The sequence below is a fragment of the Pseudomonas inefficax genome, from assembly GCF_032164165.1.
GTDB lineage: Bacteria > Pseudomonadota > Gammaproteobacteria > Pseudomonadales > Pseudomonadaceae > Aquipseudomonas > Aquipseudomonas inefficax.
In genome coordinates, this window is record NZ_CP134401.1 from 260338 (window position 1) to 281274 (window position 20937).

A 20937-nucleotide genomic window follows, 5' to 3' on the forward strand; every position below is an offset into this window, starting at 1 on the left:
CTCTTGTTATTCGTGGTGTCTGCCGTTTAGCAGACGCAGGTGTGTTTGAGTTCGATAAAGGTGACGCCGGGCGTGGCGAAACCACTGGCCAGATCGGCCTGCAGTGCGTCCAGGTCACGCGGCTGGCGCACCGCGCAACCGAAAGCACGGGCCAGGCCGATGAAGTCCGGGTTGCGCGGCAGTACGCCGACCGGCTCGATGTCCAGGCCGAGCATGTCGTCGCGGATCTGGCCGAGGGCGTCATTGTTCCACAACAGCACGACCAACGGTCGGTCCAGCTCCTCCACTGCCGTGGCCAGTTCCTGGGCGGTGTAGAGGAAGCCGCCGTCGCCCACCAGCACCAGGCCGGGGCGGTGGTCGCTGGCGAACATGCCGCCGATGCCGGCCGGCAGGCCGTAGCCGAGGGTGCCGTAGCCGGTGGGGTGCAGCCAACTGCGCGGCGCCCGGCTGGCAAAGGCGTAGTTGCCGGTATAGGCAAGCTGGGTCATGTCGCTGCTGATGAAGGCATCATCGGGCAGCACGGCGGCAATGCGGTCGAGAATTGCCTGGTGCACGGCCTGCAGCGGCGCATGCCCGCTGCGAATGGCCTGGCGCAGGCTGGCCACGGCTTCGCTGGCCTGGGCCGGGTCACGGTCCAGCGCTGGCAGGTGCTCGAGCAGGCCGGCCAGGGTTTGCCGGGCATCGCCGTGCAGGGCAATGGCACAGGGGTAGAAGTCGTTGAACTTGCGCGGGTCGATGTCCACGCGCAGCAGCTCGCCACTGATTGGCAGGCGCTCGCGCCAGAAGTCGGTATCGGCCATTTCGGTACCCACTGCCAGCACCACGTCGGCCTGGCTGATCAGCTGCCAGCCGGGCTCGACGCACAGGCTGGCGCCGGCATTCAGTGGCGCGTCCACTGGCAGCAGGCCCTTGCCGGCCACGCTGGTGAACAGTGGCGCTGCCAGCCGGGTGCTCAGTTGCTGCAGTTGCTCGGCCGCATGCAATGCCCCACCACCGGCAATGATCATCGGGCGCTTGGCGGCGGCCAGCTTCACGGCGGCCTGGTCGAGGATGTCGCGGCACGGCTGGCCGCGCCCGGGGCGGCGCACCACCTCATCGCTCCAGTCACGACTGACCGGCGCCGCCAGCACGTCCAGCGGCACCGAGATGTGCACCGGGCGCGGCCGTTCGCTGTCGAACACGGCCCAGGCGCGGGCAATCAGTTCGGGCAGGTCGTCGCCGCGCAGGGCCACGGCGGAGAACGCGGTAATCGGCGCGGTCATGGCGCGCTGGTCCTGGGTTTCGTGCAGGCAGCCCCAGCCCTTGCCCAGGCTGGCAGTATGGTTGACGCTGGAAATCACCAGCATCGGAATGGAGTCGGCATAGGCTTGGCCAATGGCAGTGGCGGCATTGGTCACGCCTGGGCCGGTGATGACGAAGCACACCCCTGGTTTGCCGCTTACCCGGGCATAGCCGTCGGCCATGAAGCCGGCGCCCTGCTCGTGGCGGGTGAGTACATGACGGATACCGCTGCCCGGCAGACCACGGTACAGCTCCAGGGTGTGCACGCCGGGGATGCCGAATACCGTCTCCACGCCATAGTTGGCCAGCAGGCGCACCAACGCCTGGCCGGCAGTCTGGGTGGGCTTATTCATCTCGTTCTCCTTGCACTTGGCCGAGGCGGATCAGCGCATCGACCGCGGTGGTGCCGTGGGCACCGACCATCAATGGGTTCACATCCAGCTCCAGCAGTCGCCCGGCGTTTTCGCAGGCGTAGTCGGCCACCGCGCGGATTGCCGCAACCAATGCGTCGAGGTCGGCGGCCGGGCGGCCACGGAAGCCTTGCAGCAGGCTGGCGCTGCGCAGGCTGAGCAGCGCGGCACGGATGGCGTTGTCGGTGGTCGGCAGCAACAGGCTGACGCTGTCCTTGAGTAACTCGACCAGCACGCCACCGGCACCAATCACCAAAGCCAGGGCGAAGTCGTGCTCGCGCTTGATGCCGACGATCAGTTCGGCCAGCGGCGGCTCGGCCATCGGCTCTAGCAGCACCTGGTCGAACGCTACCAGCGGGGCGTAGGCGGCGATGCGCTGGCGCATCTGTACCAGTGCAACCTCCAGGGCGGCAGCATCGCGCAGGTTCAGCGCCACCGCACCGGCTTCGGTCTTGTGCGGCAGTTGCGCGCTGACCGCCTTCAATACCAGCGGATAGCCGACCCGGGTGGCGTCTGCCACAGCGCGCTCGGGTGTACTCAGTACCCCGGCTGGTACTGGCAGGCCGAAGGCACGCAAGGCTTGCTTGGATTGCCATTCGTCCAGCAGCTGGCCCTCGCCCACGAGGGCCTGTGGGCACAGCGGCACCCGCGTAGCCTCACCTTGCTCCAGCAGCCGTTGGCGGTTGCGCTGGTAGGCGACGATGCGGCCCCAGGCTGCCAGGCCATCCTCCACACCCTGCAGGGCGGCGATGCCACGCGCGTGCAAGCGCTCGCGCGCCGAGGCGGGCAATAGCTCCGGAAACGCCGAGGTGACGAAGCCGATCTTGCCGTGGCGTTCCAGCGCATCGCAGTACAGCGCCAGCAGCAGGTCGCATTCCTTGCGTTCGCCGGTGAACGCCGCCGGGTAGTCCAGCACCAGCATGGCCGCGTCGGCTGCACCGCTCAGGGTGCTGTCGAGCATGCGTTGCAGGGCCGCTGCATCACCCCAGATGGCCGTGGTGAAATCCAGCGGGTTGACCAGGTTGGCATAGGCCGGCAGCACCTCGGCCAACTGCGCCACCTGCCCTTGTGCGAGCTGCGGCAGAAGCAACTGGTTGCGCTCGGCATAGTCGGCGATCAAACCGGCATCGCCACCGGAACAAGCCAGGGCGATCAGCTCGCCATTTACCGGCAAGCGCCCACAGGCGGCGGCCTTGAGGGTTTCAACAAAGCTCACCGGACCACTGACGCGGATCACGCCCAGGCGCTGGAACAGGCTGTCGTACAAGGCATCGGAGCCGGACAGCGAGCTGGTGTGGCTGAGCGCCAGTTCGGCGCCTATCTGCGACACACCGGTCTTCAAGGCAATGATCGGCGTGCCCTGCTGCAATGCCTTGCAGGAGGCACGGGCGAAGCCCGGCACGTTCTTCAGGCCTTCCAGGTGCAGGCCGATGGCGGTTACCCGTGGGTCGTCGAGCAGCACGTCCATCAGCTCGGCCACGCCCAGTTGCGCCTGGTTGCCGACCGAGGCCATGTAGGCCACCGGCAGCGAGCGGTCGCTCATCGACAGGTTGTAGGCAAAGTTGCCGCTCTGGGTGAGGATTGCCACGCCCTTCTCCACCTGCTGGCCACCATGGGCTACCGGCCACAGGGCAGCGCCGTGCAGGTAGTCGAGCAGGCCGTAGCAGTTGGGGCCAAGCAAGGCCATGTTGCCGGCGGCGGCGAGCAGGCGCTGCTGTAGCTGGCGGCCCTCCTCGCCGCTTTCGGCGAAGCCCGAGGCATAGCAGATGGCGCCACCGGCGCCGCGTGCGGCCAGTTCGGCAACGCACTGCAAAGTCAGCTCGCGGTTGGTGGCGATGAACACCGCGTCCGGGGCATAGGGCAAGTCGGCCACCCGCGCCACACAGGGGATGCCTTCGAGGCTGTCATGCTGCGGGTTGACCAGCCACAGCTCGCCGCCAAAGCCACCTTCGGCGCAGCGCTTGAGCGCCCGCGCCATGCTGCGCCCGCCGACGAAGGCCAGGTGCCGGGGGGCCAGCAGGCGCTTGAGGTTGTCACGAATCGAATGCGACATGGGTGTTCTCCTGGCGCTCAGCGCAGCAGCGGGCGCAGCAGTTCGCGGGCGATGATGTGTCGCTGGATTTCCGAGGTGCCTTCCCAGATGCGCTCGATACGTGCGTTGCGCCAGATACGCTCGACCGGCCCTTCATCCATCAGGCCCATGCCGCCGAAGATCTGTACGGCTTCGTCGGCAACCTTGCCCAGCACCTCGCTGGCGAACAGCTTGGCCATGCCGGCCTCGCCGTCGGTCATGCTGCCCTGGTCCATTTTCCAGGCGGTATGCAGGGTGAGCATTTCCGCGGCGCGAATCTGCGTGGCCATGTCGGCCAGCTTGAACGACACACCCTGGTAGCTGCCGATGGCCTGGCCGAACTGCTTGCGGTCGGCGGCCCACTGCAGCGACAGGTCGAGGGCACGCTGGGCCTGGCCGACGCAGTTGGCGGCGACCATCACCCGGCCGGCGGTCAGCCAGGCGTTGGCCACCTCCCAGCCCTTGCCGACCTCGCCCAGCACCTTGCTGGCCGGCACCCGGCAGTCGTCGAAGAACAGCTCGTAGGTGTGGTAGCCGCGGTTGCTCACGCACTTGGGGCCGCGGCGGATGGACATGCCCGGGGTGCCCCGGTCGACCAGCAAGGCCGTTACCGCATTGCGCTTGCGCCCGTTGTGCTCGTAGGTATCGGTGACAGCGAAGACGATGGCGAAATCGGCGTGACCGGCATGGCTGATGAAGTGCTTGCTGCCGTTGATGACGAAATCGTCACCCTGGCGCACGGCGCGGGTCTTGATGGCGTTGGCATCGGAGCCGGCGCCCGGCTCGGTGAGGGCAAAGCAGTCGATCTTCTCGCCTTGCACGCAAGGCAACAGGTAGTCGTTGATCTGCTCGTCCTTGCAGGCCATGAGGATTTTCGATGGCCGCGCGACGAACACGTGCAAGGCCCAGGACACCTTGGACAGCTCGCGCTCGATCAGCGCCTGGGACAGATAGTCCAGGCCACCGCCGCCAACTTCCTCGGGCATGTTGAAGGCATAGAACCCGGCGGCGATGGCCTTGCCGCGGATCTGCGCAGCCAGCTCGGGCGACACGGCATCGGCGCGGTCCACTGCCTCCTCATGGGGCAGCAGCTCCTTGGCGACAAAGCTGCGTACCGCTTCCACCAACATTTCTTGTTCTTGGGTCAGTTGGAAATTCATCTGCGAAGGTCCTGGTGAGGGTCGGTTATCGGGTTACTGGCCAGTAAAACGGGGTGCGCGGCGTTCCACCGACGCTTGCAGCGCCTCGGCACCGTCCTGGCTGCGGCCGCACAGCAGGCCGGCCTGGCGCTCGGCTTCCAGCTGTTCGGCCAGGGTGCGCCGGGCACCATCGCGGATCAGCCGCTTGGTTTGCGCATAGGCGAAGGTAGGGCCATTGGCCAGGCGGCCGGCCAGCTCAGCGGCCACGGCGGGCAGTTGCTCATCAGCGCAGACTTCGCTGACCAGCCCGGCCGCCAAGGCACGTTCGGCACCCCACAGTTCATCGAGGAACAACAGGCGCTTGGCCTGCTCGCTGCCGATCAGCCGTGGCAGGTGCCAGCTGGCACCGGCATCGGGGCTGTAGCCCATGCTGGTGTAGCCGGCCTTGAAGCGCGCCGAGGCCGCGGCGACGCGCAGGTCGCAGCACAGGCTGAGGTCCATGCCACCGCCCACGGCGGTGCCGTTGATGGCAGCGATGGTGGGCTTGTCCAGGCTGTGCAGGCGCAACATCAGGGCATGGGCGGTTTCGGTCCAGCCATAGCTTTCCAGGGTGCCCTGGGCCTCGGCCGCGGCCCATTCGGCCAGGTCGGCACCGGCGCAGAAGCTGCGGCCGCTGCCGGTCAGCACCACCACGCGCACGACCGGGTCGCTGTTGCAGGTTTCCAGCAGGGCGTGCAGTTGCTTGAGGGTGGGGATATCCAGCGCGTTGCGCTGCTCGGGGCGGTTGAGGGTGATCCAGGCAACGCCGGCTTCGACCTTGCTCAACAGTGACGACGACGGGGTGGTCATGGGGGGCCTCGGTGTTGTTGTGATGGTTTTGGGAGGGCTTGATGAGGGAGATACTAAACGAGTGTTCAGCAAGGCGGGATGGGCTGTTACAACTTCGCACAACTCGGTTTTTGTTGTTACACCGGGGGTTTTCGCCGTGGCATTTCATAGCCTGTGAGATCGCTCGGCGCTTCGCGGATGTTCGCCTGGGTATTTTCATTGCCTGTGAGACCGAGCGCCGCGCGGGCGGCGCTTCGCGAGTGCTTGCCGTTACATTTGCTGCGCTTGTGAGACCGAGCGCCGCCCGCGCGGCGCTTCGCGGGACAAGCCCGCTCCCACATTTGTTGCAACGTGCCGAACCTGTCAGGCCATGGTTGTCAGCCTTGTTGGCTTGACTCGGCTTCTCAGCTGGCACTGCTGCCGCTTCACCCGTCTCAAGACATGTACCAAGGCTGGCAACGCCTCTCCCACAGGCATGGCCACGTTGCAACAAATGTGGGAGCGGGCTTGTCCCGCGAAGCGCCGCGTGGGCGGCGCTCGGTCTCACAGGCGCAGAAAGTATCAAGGCGAATACCCGCGAAGCGCCGCGCGGGCGGCGCTCGATCTCACAGACAATAAAAATGCTTCGCCAAACACTTACAACCAACGCCCCACGGCATCAAACCCCCGGCGCACTAGGCTCGAAGGCCCCCTGCCGACGGCGGTTGACGAAGAAGTACGCCGCGTAGCACAGGGCAATGAAGCCAAAGCCCCAGTACAACGACGGCCGCTGGGTTTCATCCAGCGCCAGGAACACGAACAGCGAACTGCACAGGGTGATGCACAGCAGCGGCACCAGCGGGTACAGCGGCGCGCGGTACTTCAGGTCCTGCAACTGCCCGCCATCACGCAGCCAGGCCTTGCGGAAGCGGTACTGCGCAAGGGCGATGACGATCCAGGTCACGGTGCCGGACATGCCACTCACCGCCATCAACACCATGAACAGGGTGTCGGCGGCAATGAAACTGGTCATCAACGAGATCAGCGCAAAGCACAGGGTGATGCTCAGCGCCCGCAACGGCACGCCACGCTTGCTCAGCGGCGACAGGCTTTTCGGCGCCATGCCGCTCTTCGACATGGCCCACAGGATGCGCGTGGAGGCATACAGCCCGGAGTTGCCCACCGAGAGGATGGCGGTGAGGATGACGAAGTTCATCAGGTCGGCGGCAAAGGGAATGCCGACCATGTCGAACACCTGCACGAAGGGGCTCTCCATCAGCCCGGCCTGCTCGAACGGCACGATGGCCGACAGCACGGCAATCGCCAGCACGTAGAAGATCAGCACGCGGAACACGACGTTGCGCACGGCCCGCGGGATGCTCTTTTCCGGGTGCTCGGTCTCGCCAGCGGCCACCCCCATGATCTCGCAACCCTGGAAGGCATAGACCACGGTCATCATCACCGCGAACACCGCCGACAGGCCATGAGGGAACAGCGACTCGCCCATCAGGTTGTCCAGCATCGGTGCCGGCGCCCCGCTGCTCAGCGGGATGGCGCCGAAGATCACCAGCAGGCCGACGATGATGAAGCCGACGATGGTCGCCACCTTGATCCCCGAGAACCAGTATTCCGCCTCGCCGAAGGCGCGGGTGGCCAGGGCGTTGAGGCCGAACAGCACGACCACGAACAGCGCCGACCAGTACCAGATCGGCACCTCCGGGAACCAGCGGGTCATCAGCATGCCGGCAGCGGTGAACTCCAGGCCCACGGTGGTGGCCCAGCTCATCCAGTACACCCAGCCGATCATGAAGCCGGTGGCCGGGCCGATGAACTTGGTGGCGTGGGCCTGGAACGAGCCGGATACCGGCATCTGCACCGACAGCTCGCCCAGGCAGACCATCACCAGGTACATCAGCAAACCTGCGACCAGGTAGGCCAGGATCGCGCCTACCGGGCCGCCCTGGTTGATGGTCACGCCCGAGCCCATGAACAGCCCGGTGCCGATCACCCCGCCCAGCGACAGCATGAAGATGTGCCGGCTTTTCAGTGCGCGGGTGAGCTGGATCTTTTCGTGAGTGTCAGTCATGGCGCACCTCGCCATTGCGGCTGGTGCCGCGCGGTGTGCTGTGAAGGAGGGGCTGAGCGCTACGGCATGTCATTATTCTTGTCTCCAATAAGCCTCATGGACCGCGTGCAACACGGTTGCCATGGATTATTGGAAACGGATGTAAGGTGCCGTTGTACGAACGGATCGAAGATGTAAAAAGTCGTAACTTTTTTGTACGTCAGCTCTGGATCAGCTGTTCCAGGGTGGCGCGGGCTTGGGCGAGCTCGGTGGCCAGCGGCTCGCCGAGCGCTTTCAATGCCTGTTCGTCATGCTGCCTGGCTGCGTCTTCAAGGCGTCGCAACAGCGCAGCCAGGCCAGAAAAACCCAGGGAGTCGCAACTGCCGGCCAGGCGGTGGGCCAGGTGCAACACTTCGGTAAAGTCCTGGGCCGGCAGCGCCTCGGCCAACGCCGTGGCGTGCTGCTCCAGCGACTGGCGCAACACCTTCAGCAGGCCTTGCAGCTTCTGTTCCCCCAGCAGAGAGCGGTGGGTGCCCAGCAACGACCAGTCGATTGCTGCGTCGACCTCCGTCTCTTCAGCGGGCGCCGCTTCGGCCAGCGCCTGGCGCAGGTTGTCCAGCCGCAGGGGCTTGGCCAGCACCCCCTGCATGCCGGCGTCCAGATAACCCGGCACTTGCCCCGGTTGCACGCCAGCCGTCAGGGCCAGGACCCGGCTATGGCGGTTCGGCCCGGGTGTGGCACGCAGCTGCCGGCACAGCTCCACCCCACTCATGCCGGGCAGGTGCACGTCGAGCAGGATCAAGTCGAAGCGCCGCTGCGCGCAGGCCTGCAGGGCTTGCCCGGCGTCTTCGGCAAAGCTCACACGATGGCCATCGCGCAGCAGCAGCCCGCCGGCCACCTCGCGGTTCAATGCCACGTCCTCGACTACCAGGATGTCCAGGCTGGCCAGGGGCAAAGGGGCTGGTGAACTGGCCAGCACTGGCTGCCCGCGGGCCATGTCGAGTTCGAACCAGAAGCGACTGCCCTGCCCTTGCACGCTGTCCAGGCCAATGCAGCCGCCCAGTTTTTCCACCAGATGCTTGCAGATCGCCAGGCCCAGGCCGGTGCCGCCGTAGCGCCGGGCCACCGCCTCGCTGGCCTGGACGAAGCGGTCGAAGACCCTGGCCTGCACAGCCGGCTCGATGCCGATACCATTGTCGCTGACCGACACCCGCAAGCGCTGCGAGCCCTGGTCACTGGCCAGTACCTGCACCACAAGCCGCACCTGACCGTGTTCGGTGAACTTGATGGCGTTGGCCAGCAGGTTGCTGAGCACCTGGCGCAGGTACTGTTCGGCACCGTGCTGGTACTCGGCCAATTGCTCGTCGATTTCCAGCTGCAGGGAGTCGCCATTGTCCCTGGCCATGGGGTCAAGCAGCGCCAGCACTTCCTGGCACAACTGGCGTAGCGAAAAACCGACCAGCTCGGCGCGGCTCTCGCCCTCCTCGAGGCGGGCGAAATACAGCACCTCGTTGAGAATCGCCAACAGCCCCTCGCCGGCCTTGTACAAGGCCTCGACGCGCTGGCGGTCGGCCGCCTCCAGCCGGCCGCCGCGCAGCAGCTCGGCCATGCCGAGAATGCCGTTGAGCGGTGTGCGCAGCTCATGGCTCATGGTCGCCAGGAACCGTGACTTGGCCAGGTTGGCGGCTTCAGCCTCGTCCTTGGCCCGGGCCAGGCTGGCGGTGCGCCGCTCGACCATGGCTTGCAGTTCGTCGCGCTTGTCCTGCAACGCCAGGCGGTCGCGCTCGCGGCGCTCGATGTCACTGAGGATGGCGCGACGCATGTCATCCAGGGCATTGGCCACGGTGTCGATCTCGTCCGGGCGTGCCGAGGTGCGGCGCCCCAGGCGCAACGGTTCCTGCCACTGGCCGGCGCCAATACGCCGGGCGAACTCGGCCATCACTTGCAGGTGGCGGGTGACCAGGCGGTAGAACAGCCCCGACAACGCCACAGCCAGGCCACACAGGAACACGCCCATCCATAGCAGGCTGGCAAGGCCTGTGGCATACAGCCGCCTGTGCACCGCGCCCAGGTCGATGCTGACTTCCAGCTCGCCAAGGTGCCTGGCCGGCCCCGAGGGCGGCTGGTAATCGAGGGGAAAGCGTTCGATGCGCAGCGGCCCCTTGGGCTCGGCCACGCCGCGCAGCAGCTGGAAGTCGTCGCTGACCAGGCGCACCCGGGCGACATCGGAAAAGTCCACCAGGCCGCGCAGTTGTGTATCCAGCTGTGCCTCGTCCAGGTCCCACAGGCTGCGCTCCAGGCTAGCCAGGTAACCCGCCCGGATCAACGCCATACGCGCCTCGATATCGCGCATCTCGCGGCGGTATTCGAAGTACAGCTGTACCGAGCTGGCCAGCACGGTGAAGCACAGGCTGAACAGCAGGATGAACAGCAGCAGGCGACGCAGCAAGCCATCGGTGCGCAGGCGGATCATCGGGAGTCCGCCGGCAGGTTGACCATGTCGCGGTAGGTCACTTCGCTCTGCTCCAGCCAGCGCTCGATCTCGCCGGCCTGGTTCATGCGCAGCAGCTGTGCGTCGATTTCGTCCATATGCTGGCTCAAGGGCGATTGCCGTGATATCGCAACGCGCAGGTAGTCCACGCTCAGGGCCGTGGGCAATACGCGAATGTCCTGCGCCCCGGGCAGGTTTTCGATGAACAGCTGGCCGGTGCGCCGCTCCTGGATCACGTAGTCGATGCGCCCACGGATCAGCTTGCCGAAGTTCTGCTGGCTGGACGACACCCGTTCGATATTCTGGTGGCGAGCGACGAAGCGGTCGAATTCGGCGCCGTAGCTTTCGCCATACAGCAGGCCGCCGCGGTAGCTGGCCAAGTCCTCCAGGCGCTGGAACTGCACTGGCCGCAGGCGGTTGTAGAACACCGCCACTTCCTCGCGCACCACCGGCACCGTGGAAAAGCGCATGCGTTGGTCACGCTGGTCGCTGTTGTAGGCCAGCACCACGTCCACTCGCCCGGCGGCGGCGTCCATCAGGCAGCGTTTCCAGTTGCCCAGCACCACGGTCTGCACCTCGTAGCCCATGCGCGCGAACAGCTCTCGCACCACGGTGGGGGCCAGGCCACGCACCTGGTGGCCGTCACTCCAGGAAATCGGCGGGTACACCGGGTAGTCGCAGTAGCGCACCGGCTGCCTTGCACTGGCATGCATGGCGAACATTGCCAAGGCCAGCACCCAGGCGCTGCGGGTCATGCCGCCACGCTGGCGGTGAACAGGTAGCCGGTGCCGTGGATGGTGATGATCAGCTGGGGCTCGGCCGGGTCGTCGTGCAGCTTGCGCCGCAGGCGGCCGACCAGCACATCGATGGAACGGTCGTTGGGCACCCACTCGCGGTTGCGGATCTGGTCCATCAACTGGTCGCGGCTGAGGGTGTGGCCGCTGTTGCGCAGGAACACGCTGAGCAACTGGAACTCGCCATGGGTCAGCAGGGTCTGCCCGCCACGGGCGTCGATCAGGCGCCGACGGTCGGTGTCCAGCGCCCAGTCGGCGAACTGCTTCAGCGATTGCGCGCAGGCCGGCGCCGGGTGCACCTCGCGGGCATGGCGCACACGGCGGATCAGGTTCTTGGCGCGGGATACCAGTTCGCGGGGGTTGAGCGGTTTGATCACGTAGTCGTCGGCGCCGCATTCCAGGCCGACGATGCGGTCGATGTCGTCGTTGCGGCCGGTGATGAGGATGATGCCGACCTCCGAACGTACCCGCAGCTCGCGGGTCAGGGTAAGGCCGTCCTTGCCGGGCAGGCGGATGTCCAGCAGCACCAGGTCGACATCCTGGCTGCCGAGCAGGGCTTCGGCCTTTTCCGCGGTGTCGGCGCAGTGCACGTCATAGCCTTCCTGGGACAGATAGGCCTGCAGCAAGTCGCGAATAAGCGGATCGTCATCGACGATCAATACCCGAGGCGTCATTGCGTGTCGTCTCTTTTATTATTGGTGTTGTTCTACACACTCGCGACAGCAGCGTACTCGTTACTGAACAGGCGATCAACAGCCCTCCGGCGGGCTGAAGCGGCGTCGGCCACCGGCCTGCAGGCCATCGACCCAGGCCTCGCAGATCAGCACACCCTGCTCGGGGGTGAAGGTACCGGGGTTGAGCCCCGACTCCAGCCAAAGGCCGTCGAGCAAGGCGCTCAGGCTGATGGCCGCGAGGTCGGCATCGAAGCCCTGCCAGCCCTCCTCGTCGGCCAGCGTGGCCAGCAGCCCGCTCAGTTCATTGCGGTACTCGCCATAGGAATGGTCATGCACCTGGTTGATCGCATCGGCGGTCTTCACCGCGCCCCAGAACGCCAGCCAGGCGTCGAGCAATTGCGGGTCGAGCAATTCGGCGCAGAACGAGGCGCGGAAGAACGCCGACAACCGTTCGCGGGCATTGGGTGCGGCCTGGGCCATGGCCTCGCGCAGCAGGCCCATCACCCGGCCGGTGACCGCCATGTAGGCTTCGGCCACCAGCTCATCCTTGCCGGCGTAGTGATGGCTGATCAACCCGACCGAAACCCCGGCCTCGGCCGAAATCTTGCGGATCGACGCGCCCTGGAAGCCATGGCGCTTGAGGCATACCAGGGTTGCCTCGACCAGGTTGGCTTTGCGCAATTCCGGCAGCATGCGGTGGTAGCGGGCTTCCTGGTTCATCGGCGGCTCTCGGGCTAGGGGCTGGACTGAACGACTGTACAACAAGCCGGACTGCGTGATAAACCCTTGGCACCCATGCCCACAACAACAAAAGCGGCTGCCATGAACGACCTGATCACACGTGACCTGGACCAGAGCCTGCTGACCCTGGCCTTCAACCGCCCCGACAAGCTCAACGCCTTGAACACCGCCATGTACCAACAGCTGGGCGACCTGCTGCTGGCGGCAGGTGAAGACCCTGATGTCGAAGCCATCATCATCACCGGCGGGCCCCACTGCTTTACTGCCGGCAATGACTTGCGCGACTTCCTCGACAACCCGCCCGCCGACCTGGACAGCCCGGTGTTCCGCCTGATGCGGGTGGTGATGGGCCTGGACAAACCGCTGATTGCCGCGGTCAGTGGTGCGGCGATCGGCATCGGTGCCACCTTGCTGTTGCATTGCGACCAGGTGCTGGTCAGCCGTACGACCAAGCTGCGCATCCCTTTCGCGCCGCTGGGCGTGTGCCCGGAGTTTGGTTCCAGCCTGCTGCTGCCGCGTTTGCTTGGCCATGCCCGGGCGGCTCGCCTGCTGCTGGCAAACGAGTTGCTCGACGGCGAACGGATGGTGGCCTGGGGGCTGGCGAATGAACTGCATGAAGACGGTGAACAGTGCCTTGCAGCTGCAACGCGACTGGCGCGGCAGATGCAAGGCTACCCGCAGGCGGCGCTGCGCATCAGCAAGCGGCTGCTCCAGGACGGCCAACGGGCCGAGCTTGAGGCGACAGTGGCGCGGGAGGCCCGGTTGTTCATCGAGTGCTTGCGCACTGAAGAAGCGCGAGCGGTGCTGCGAGCGTTGATCAAAGATTGAAAACCTGGGGCCGCTTTGCGGCCCTTTCGCGACACAAGGCCGCTCCTACACGGGACCGCGTCATGCCCCGATATATGAACAAGCCGGCCAGCAGACAGTGCCATGCACCGTGTTGGGCTCTTCGCGGGCACGCCCGCTCCCACAGGTTACATGACACGCTCTCGAACATACCTCCCTGTGCAATAGCGCAGCCCAAAGGGCTGGGCTCATGGCCGGGATATGAGGTGCTAATACCCGGTCATCTCCAGATACCCCCGCCCACCCGCGCTCCCGGTCAAGCGTACCGGCCCCTCCCAATACGGGAACCGCGTCTCCATCCAGGCCTGCGACTCCACAGCCTCGACCTGCACATCCACGCCATGCCCCGGCACTTGCACCCGCCATCGCGTCGGCACCTGCTTGCCGTTCTTCTGCCGGGCCCAGACCAGCGCCTGCAGCTGGATCTGCGCACCCTGCAGCACCACCACCTCACCCTGCGGGCCAACCCAGGTCCCGGCGCGATACGCCGCCCCCTGCACCTCGCGCACCTGGAACAGCATCAGCCTGGCGCCACTGTCCAGGTGCAGGGAGAACCAATCCCACCCCGTCTGCCCGGCAGCCAGCGGCTGGCTGCTCCATTCCCGGTCCAGCCAGGCTTGGCCGGTGACAGCAATGCACTGGCCGTCACGCTGCACTTCCCCACTTACCCGATAGAACGGCTGACTGTAATAGTACGATGCCTGCCCTTTGCCGGACTTCTCGCTGTAGCCCTGGTCCCCGTGCAGCACCAAGGGCCGATCACTGCGCAGTTGCAGGTCATAGCGAAAGCCTTCACCACCGGCGACCATTTGCAGATTTTCGATGCCATTGCTGCCCTTCAACGACCAGTCATTGATCCACGCCCGGAACGGCTGGGCCTGCACTCCGGCCTGGCCGATACCCCCGCGCGCCAAGGTTTCGCCAGACCGATGACCACCGGGACCGGTCAGCGCCGTATGCCCCATCCACAGGTTCGGGCTGTTCCAGCCGGCAGTTTCGGGGCCTGGGCGCAAGGCCGAGCGGAACAGCGTCCATTGCACGCCCCAGTCCCGTCCCTGGAAATCCTTGAGGTTGGCGGTGACATACCACCATTCGATGCGAAAGCCATCGTGGGCCCCGTGGTCACGCGGAAATTCCAGGCGATGGCCGCGGCTTACCTGGCTGAATTGGCCCGCCTGCTGCCCGAGCCCGGCATAGCTTTGCTCGGCGGGCTGGTCACAGCCGCCCAGCAACCCACATAGCAACAGCCAGGCGCTAGGTTTCATCGGCAAACGGCCTCAACAGTTCCCGCGGCTGGCGACGCGCCAGCTGCCACAGCGGCCAGGCGCTGGCCAACAGGCTGGTAAGCATGCCCAGTAAGGCCAGTTGCAGCAGTTGCGCAGGGAACACATGGAGCGGCAAACGCCAGCCGAATGCCTGCACGTTCACCACCGCTACCAGGCACCAGGCCAGCAGGATACCCAGCGGAATCGCCAGCAGCACGGTAAGGCTGCTCAGCAGCAGTGTCTGGCCGAGGCTCAGCCACACCAGGTGCATGCGCCGCACGCCCAGTGCCCACAGCGGCGCCAGCTGGCCCAGACGGGTCTGGCCCAGGGTCAGCAGGTTGATGAACAGCGCCACGCCTGCCACGCCAAGGGTGAGGCTGTTGAGCGCGGCGGTGGCGGCGAAGGTGCGGTTGAACACATCGGTGGACCAGCGTTTGAGACGCGCCTGCTCGACCACGCGGCCCTCGCCCAGGGCGAAGCGCTGTTGCAATGCTGCCTCGAGCGCGGCCCCCTGGTCGGCCGCCAGATCGACACTCAACCCGGTCAGGGTTGCCTGTGGCCAGTGCGCGCGCAGCCAGCCGGCATTGACCAGCATGTGCCCTTGGGGGTTGCCGTAATCGGCATAGATACCCACAACGCTCAGGGCTGGCGAAGTGTCTGCGGGTAGCCTCAGGTGATCGCCCAGTTGCAGCTTCAGTCGCCTGGCCAACTGTTCACTGACCATCACGGCTTGCCCGGCGGCCAGTTGCTGCCAGGCCTGCTCTTGCTGCTCTAGCAATGGCCAGCGGGTGCGATAGACGGGGTGATCGACAATGCCCTGGACCTGCACCGGCCAGCCCTGCAGCTGTGTTTCCAAACGCCAGCCGGGCAGTACCACACCCACCGAAGGTTGCTGCCCGAGCCACTCGACTATCTGCAGGCCCTGGGCGGTGTCCCTTGGCGTGACATACAGGTCGGCGGACAGGCGCAGGTCAAGCCAGCCGACAAAGGTCTTGCGAAAGCCCTCGGTCATGCTGCCCACCCCGACACTGGCGGCCAGCGCCAGCAACAGTGCCATCAACGCCAGGCTCAGGGCTGGCAGTTGCTGGCGGCTGTCGGCGACGAACCATTGCGACAAGGGCCGTCGACAATGGCCCGCCAACCAGGCCAGCACCCGGTCGAGCAAGGCCGGCAGCAACAGCGCCGCCGCCAGCAGCAGCGCGGCCAGCATGGCGAAAGCGCTGGGCAGGCTATCGCCGAGCACGCCACAACCCAAGGCCAGCAACAGCATCAGGCCGGCCAACAGGGCCTGGCGCCGCAACCAAGGCCCCTGCGCCAACCGCCACGCCTGAGGTTGTGCCAGCGCCAGCAACGGTAACCGCGCCGCACGCAGTACACTGCCCAAACCCGCCAGCAGCGCCCCCAGCACGCTCACCAGCACGCCCATCAGCCACCACCCTGCGGGCAGGCTCAGCGCCCCGGCGACCTGGGCGCCATATAGCCCGCGCAAGCTGGCGGCCACATCGGGCAGCAACCACGCGGCCAGCCCGTAACCACTGGCCACGCCGGCCAGACCGCCCAACACCGCGAACAGCCCCAGCTCCAACATCAAGGCGCACAGCAGGGTTTGCAGGCCGATTCCACAGGCGCGCAGGTTGCGAATCAGACTGCGCCGCTGTTCCAGTGCCAAACCGATTGCAGCATGGGCAATGAACAGGCCGACGACGAACGCCAGCAGGCCCAGGGCGGTCAGGTTGAGGTGGAAGCTGTCGGTCAGCCGCTGCAAGCCACCATCGTCCTGCCGGGGTTGCAGCTCAAGGTACGGCGCGATATCTGCGGGCAACTGCCCCGGCGTGGCGGCCAACAACAAGCGCGACAATTGCCCGGGTGCACGCAGCAACGCCTGGGCATGGCCGATATCGACCACGATCACCCCCGGCGCCAGCGCTGGTTGTAGAACCAACGGCGGCAGCAGCTGCCCTTCGCTGTCGCGCACTGACGCCCCGGGCTCTGCATGCAGCTGGCGCAAGGTGTCCGGCCCGACCCAGGCTTGCCCGGGCATGCCGATGAAGGCCTGCAGATCGAACGTTTGCGGCTGCACACCGGCGATGCTGCTGGCCGGCGGCAGGCTCAACGGCTCGATGCCGATCAAGCGCACGGCGCGCGCCGGCTCACCAGCAAAGCGCAGGCGCCCTTCCAGTACCGGCGTCACCGCCCAGCCCAGCCTGCGCAACTGCACGTACAACGCCTGGTCGAAGCGCTCGCCACGGCGCGGCACCAGTTGCGCCTGCAGCGGCCCGGCCAGCACGGCGCTGGCCCGGGCATAGTCGCTGCGTGCCTGGCTGTTCAGCGCCTGCACGCCGGTCCACAGCGCCGTGGCCAGCCACAAGCCGGTGAAGATGCTGAAAAACTGCACGCGATGGCGCCGCCAGTGACTGAGCAGCGCCAGCAGGGCCAGCGATAGAAGTCTCATCCGCCCGGCTCGGGCCGCACGCGGCCGGCCTGCAGGTAACACCGTTGTTGCAAGCGCGTCGCCAGCCGCGGGCTGTGGGTCACCACCAGCACCCCACTGCCAGCCTCGGCGACCAGTTGCAACAGCAGGCTCAACACCTCATCGCTGCTGGCTTCATCGAGGCTGCCGGTAGGTTCGTCGGCCAGCAACCAGGCCGGGCGCCCGGCCAGGGCGCGGCCGATGGCGACCCGCTGTTGCTGGCCGCCAGACAATTGCTCCGGGTAACGCGCCAGCAAATCCGCCAAACCCAGGCGCTGTGCCAGGTAGGCCAGCCAATCGGGATCATGCCGACCGGCCAGCCGGGCCTGGAACGCAAGATTGGCCCCCACGGCCAGGCTGCTGATCAGGTTGTACTGCTGGAACACCAGGCCGATGCCCTCCCGCCGCCACAACGCCAGCGACGCCTCGGAACGGCTGTCGAGCGGGGTATCGTCGATCAAGATGCGGCCACTGTCGGCACGGTCCAGGCCGGCCACCAGGTGCAGCAAGGTACTCTTGCCGCTACCCGACTCGCCCATCAGCGCCAGGCTGCTGCCGCGCGCCAGGCGCAGGTCGACACCCTGCAGCACGGGGAGCGGGCCCTGGGGGGTGGGGAATGATTTGTGCAATTGCTCGATGACCAGCATCGACGGGCCTTGGTGAGTTCAGGGGTCTTCTTAGGAATAGCAGGTTCATGGCGACATAGGCGTGCTCGTGGACTCAACTTGCATCGGTCCATCAGCAAATTCCATCACCACGCCGCCGCCATGAACAAATCTTCATTTTGCTGGCAAGCGCCCTGAGCACGGGGCACACAGCCAATACCAGCCTACCGCCAGCCGGCACTCGTCTTGAGGGTACGGTACGGGTTGCGTAGCATCCGCGGCCCGATCGCGCACGTACAACCACCGCGTCACCTGTAGGAGCAGCCTTGTGCTGCGAATGGGCCGTCATGGCCTGCAGAACTACTAGGGTGCTGCCGCCCGCTTCGCAGCACAAGGCTGCTCCTACAGGCACTGCTACCCTCAGGACAGAGTCACCAATGCCGCAACCCATCCCACTCAAGGACCACGAAAAGGAAAAGCACCTGGTCAACCGCCGGCTTCTGGCCTGCGCCGCCCTGGTCTTCAGCCTGTGTGCCGTGCTGGTGGGCCGGCTCTATGTGCTGCAGGTGCTGCAGCACGACCAGCAGACCGCCGTATCGGAAAACAACCGCGTGCACGTGCTGCCCATCGCCCCCGAGCGTGGGCTGATCTACGACCGCAACGGCGTGGTACTGGCCGATAACAAGCCCAGCTTCGACCTGACCATGACCCGCGAGCGGGCCGGCGGCAACACGGCCAAGGTGCTCGATACCCTGGCGCAGGTGCTGAGCCTTGGCGAGGACGACCGCAAGCAGTTCGACAAGGACCTGCGCCGTGGCCGCAAGCCGTTCGAGCCGGTGACCCTGATGGTTGGCCTGAGCGAAGAGCAGATAGCCCTGGTGGCGGTGAACCAGTTCCGCCTGCCAGGCCTGGAGGTGGAACCACAGTTCATCCGCGAGTACCCGCTTGCCGAGCATTTCGCCCACTCGGTGGGCTATGTGGGGCGCATCAACGAGAAAGAGGCCAGGACACTCGACAGCACCGAATACCGGGGCACCCAGTCGATCGGCAAGACTGGCATCGAGCACTTCTACGAAAGCCAGCTGCATGGCCACGTGGGCTACGAGGAGGTCGAGACCAACGCCCAGGGCCGGGTGATGCGTGTGCTCGACCACAAGGCCCCGACGCCGGGCCAGGACATCGTCCTGACCCTGGACGCCCACCTGCAACTGGCCGCGGAAAAGGCCCTGGGTGACCGCCGCGGTTCGGTGGTGGTGCTCGACCCGGCCAATGGCGACGTGCTGGCGATGGTCAGCAACCCCAGCTTCGACCCCAACCTGTTCGTCAAGGGCATCAGCTTCAAACAGTACGCCGCCCTGCGCGATTCCATCGACCGCCCACTGTTCAACCGGGTGCTGCGCGGCCTGTATGCCCCCGGTTCGACGGTGAAGCCGGAGGTGGCCATCGCCGGTCTCGACAGTGGCGTGATCACCCCGGGCAGCCGGGTGTTCGACCCCGGCTACTACGAGCTGCCCAACTACGACCACAAGTACCGCAACTGGAACCGCAGCGGCGATGGCTGGGTGGATATGTACACCGCCATCATGCGTTCCAACGACACTTACTTCTACGACCTTGCGCACAAGCTGGGCATCGACCGCCTGCACGACTACATGGCGGAGTTCGGCCTGGGCCAGAAGGTGTCGCTGGACATGTTCGAGGAGGCGTCCGGGCTGATGCCCTCGGCCGAGTGGAAGCGTGCCACCCGGCGCCAGGCCTGGTTCCCGGGCGAGACGCTGATCCTGGGCATCGGCCAGGGCTACATGCAGGTAACCCCGCTGCAGCTGGCCCAGGCCACCAGCCTGCTGGCGAGCAAGGGCGTGTGGCACCGCCCGCACCTGGCCATGACCGTGGGCGGCGATGCGCCGGTGGACCCCAACCCGATGCCCGATATCGTGCTGCACGACAGGCACGCCTGGGACCAGGTCAACCAGGGCATGCAGATGGTCATGCACGACCCGCGCGGCATCGCCCGTGCGGCCGCGGCCGGTGCGCAGTACCGGATTGCCGGCAAGAGCGGCACCGCGCAGGTGGTGGCGATCAAGCAGGGCGAACGCTACAACCGCAACAAGACGTTGGAGCGGCACCGCGACAATGCCCTGTTCGTCGGCTTTGCCCCGGCTGACCACCCGAGTGTGGTGGTGGCGGTGATGATCGAGAACGGTGAAGCCGGTGGGCGGGTGGCAGGGCCGGTGGTGCGGGAGGTGATGGATGCCTATCTGCTGGATGAACAGGGGCATCTGAAGCCGCAATATGCGGGTGGGGTAGTGCCTCGGAGCGTGCCGCACACTTAGGGTCTTTGGGGCCGCTTCGCGCCCCATCGCGACACAAGGCCGCTCCTACAAGAGACCGCGTCCGCCTGTAGGAGCGGCCTTGTGTCGCGATGGGCTGCGAAGCGGCCCCAGCACATAAAAACAAAAAGGAATAAGAATATAAAATCCTATTCCTTTTTTATCATTCCGTAATCCTCTATAAATCCCCCAACTGCACAGCCGCCAACACCCGGCCAACTGTCTGCAGCGCAACACACGATCAACAGGCAACGCCCACACGGCAACAGCGCCGCAACCATCAAAATGCGCTAACCAGTTGAAATAAAAGAACATTCAATCTCGGCACGACGATTGCTCAAGCAAAGTCCCCCGCTCACCCCGAACCGGAGACCTGCCATGAGCCCCCCACTGAACGTCGTAGCCCTGTCCGGCGGCACTGCCCGCCCTTCGCGCACCTTGGCCCTGACCGAGGCGATCGTCGCCGAACTGGCCCAGCACCTGCACATCAAGCCGCACCTGATCGAGCTGGGCGAGATCGCCCGCCCGCTGGGTAGCGCCCTGTGGCGCAGCGAACTGCCCGAGGCCGTGGAACAGCAACTGCGCCTGGTGGAAAAAGCCGACCTGCTGGTGGTGACCACGCCGGTGTACCGTGGCAGCTTCACCGGCCACTTCAAGCACCTGTTCGACCTGATCGGCCAGGACGCCCTGGTCGACACCCCGGTGCTGCTGGCCGCCACCGGCGGCAGCGAGCGCCACGCGCTGGTGCTCGACCACCAGCTGCGCCCACTGTTCAGCTTCCTGCAAGCCCTGACCCTGCCCATCGGCGTGTTCGCCAGCCAGGCGGAAATGGCCGACTACCGGGTGTCCAGCGCAGCCCTTGCCGCCCGTATCCGCCTGGCCGCCGAGCGCGCCGTGCCGCTGTTCGGCGCCCATCATGCGCTGCGCAAGAGCGCCTGAGGAGCGGCC

Annotated in this window: 15 protein-coding genes; 3 read left to right on the plus strand and 12 right to left on the minus strand. The window is 66.0% G+C overall.

All coding sequences use genetic code 11. From position 1 onward, the window contains the following. Positions 1 to 26 precede the first annotated feature (26 nt). The 9 genes from RIN61_RS01165 to RIN61_RS01205 form a co-directional block, all read right to left on the minus strand. Positions 27 to 1634 (minus strand): 5-guanidino-2-oxopentanoate decarboxylase, encoded by a 1608-nt coding sequence (locus tag RIN61_RS01165; protein WP_112252685.1) that lies wholly within the window; start codon positions 1632 to 1634, stop codon positions 27 to 29. Next, on the minus strand, positions 1627 to 3744 hold the full coding sequence (locus RIN61_RS01170) for an acetate--CoA ligase family protein (protein WP_207879822.1): 2118 nt from the start codon (positions 3742 to 3744) through the stop codon (positions 1627 to 1629). Before RIN61_RS01170 ends, RIN61_RS01165 begins: the two co-directional genes overlap by 8 nt. 17 nt (positions 3745 to 3761) lie before the next feature. Next, a complete protein-coding gene (locus RIN61_RS01175) occupies positions 3762 to 4922 on the minus strand; it encodes an acyl-CoA dehydrogenase family protein (RefSeq protein ID WP_112252687.1) in 1161 nt (386 codons plus the stop codon). A gap of 33 nt (positions 4923 to 4955) precedes the next feature. After that, entirely contained in the window at positions 4956 to 5750 is a 795-nt protein-coding gene (locus RIN61_RS01180; protein WP_112252688.1) for an enoyl-CoA hydratase/isomerase family protein, read from the minus strand. Positions 5751 to 6387: 637 nt separating this feature from the next. Beyond that, positions 6388 to 7794 (minus strand): amino acid permease, encoded by a 1407-nt coding sequence (locus RIN61_RS01185; RefSeq protein WP_207879023.1) that lies wholly within the window; start codon positions 7792 to 7794, stop codon positions 6388 to 6390. A 199-nt stretch (positions 7795 to 7993) separates the two neighbouring features. After that, positions 7994 to 10246 (minus strand): ATP-binding protein, encoded by a 2253-nt coding sequence (locus tag RIN61_RS01190; protein WP_313855349.1) that lies wholly within the window; start codon positions 10244 to 10246, stop codon positions 7994 to 7996. Then, positions 10243 to 11019 (minus strand): substrate-binding periplasmic protein, encoded by a 777-nt coding sequence (locus RIN61_RS01195; protein WP_313855351.1) that lies wholly within the window; start codon positions 11017 to 11019, stop codon positions 10243 to 10245. The genes RIN61_RS01190 and RIN61_RS01195 overlap by 4 nt, the downstream gene beginning before the upstream one ends. Further along, entirely contained in the window at positions 11016 to 11732 is a 717-nt protein-coding gene (locus tag RIN61_RS01200; RefSeq protein ID WP_012271826.1) for a response regulator, read from the minus strand. The genes RIN61_RS01195 and RIN61_RS01200 overlap by 4 nt, the downstream gene beginning before the upstream one ends. A gap of 75 nt (positions 11733 to 11807) precedes the next feature. Continuing rightward, positions 11808 to 12452 carry a TetR family transcriptional regulator C-terminal domain-containing protein gene (locus RIN61_RS01205; protein WP_112252691.1) on the minus strand — a complete coding sequence of 215 codons (645 nt, stop codon included), beginning with the start codon at positions 12450 to 12452 and terminating at the stop codon, positions 11808 to 11810. 102 nt (positions 12453 to 12554) lie between these two features. On the opposite strand from RIN61_RS01205, the gene RIN61_RS01210 reads away from it, so the two are divergent. Then, the gene (locus RIN61_RS01210) at positions 12555 to 13301 is read left to right on the plus strand and encodes an enoyl-CoA hydratase-related protein (protein WP_313855354.1); all 747 of its coding nucleotides are present in this window, start codon (positions 12555 to 12557) and stop codon (positions 13299 to 13301) included. Between the two features lie 227 nt (positions 13302 to 13528). Here the strand turns inward: RIN61_RS01210 and RIN61_RS01215 are convergent, their stop codons facing one another. The 3 genes from RIN61_RS01215 to RIN61_RS01225 are packed head-to-tail and all read right to left on the minus strand — an operon-like array spanning position 13529 to position 17701. Next, positions 13529 to 14584 (minus strand): lipocalin-like domain-containing protein, encoded by a 1056-nt coding sequence (locus RIN61_RS01215; protein ID WP_313855356.1) that lies wholly within the window; start codon positions 14582 to 14584, stop codon positions 13529 to 13531. Next, entirely contained in the window at positions 14574 to 17036 is a 2463-nt protein-coding gene (locus RIN61_RS01220) for an ABC transporter permease (RefSeq protein ID WP_207879015.1), read from the minus strand. Before RIN61_RS01220 ends, RIN61_RS01215 begins: the two co-directional genes overlap by 11 nt. Then, positions 17033 to 17701: an ABC transporter ATP-binding protein gene (locus tag RIN61_RS01225; protein ID WP_112252694.1), complete on the minus strand. Its 669-nt coding sequence runs from the start codon at positions 17699 to 17701 to the stop codon at positions 17033 to 17035. Before RIN61_RS01225 ends, RIN61_RS01220 begins: the two co-directional genes overlap by 4 nt. A gap of 395 nt (positions 17702 to 18096) precedes the next feature. Here RIN61_RS01225 and mrdA point away from each other — a divergent pair, with 395 nt between their 5' ends. Beyond that, complete coding sequence (mrdA, locus tag RIN61_RS01230; RefSeq protein ID WP_313855358.1) at positions 18097 to 19992, plus strand: penicillin-binding protein 2; 1896 nt, start codon at positions 18097 to 18099, stop codon at positions 19990 to 19992. A 375-nt stretch (positions 19993 to 20367) separates the two neighbouring features. Further along, positions 20368 to 20928 carry an FMN reductase gene (gene msuE / locus RIN61_RS01235; protein ID WP_313855359.1) on the plus strand — a complete coding sequence of 187 codons (561 nt, stop codon included), beginning with the start codon at positions 20368 to 20370 and terminating at the stop codon, positions 20926 to 20928. Positions 20929 to 20937 lie beyond the last annotated feature (9 nt).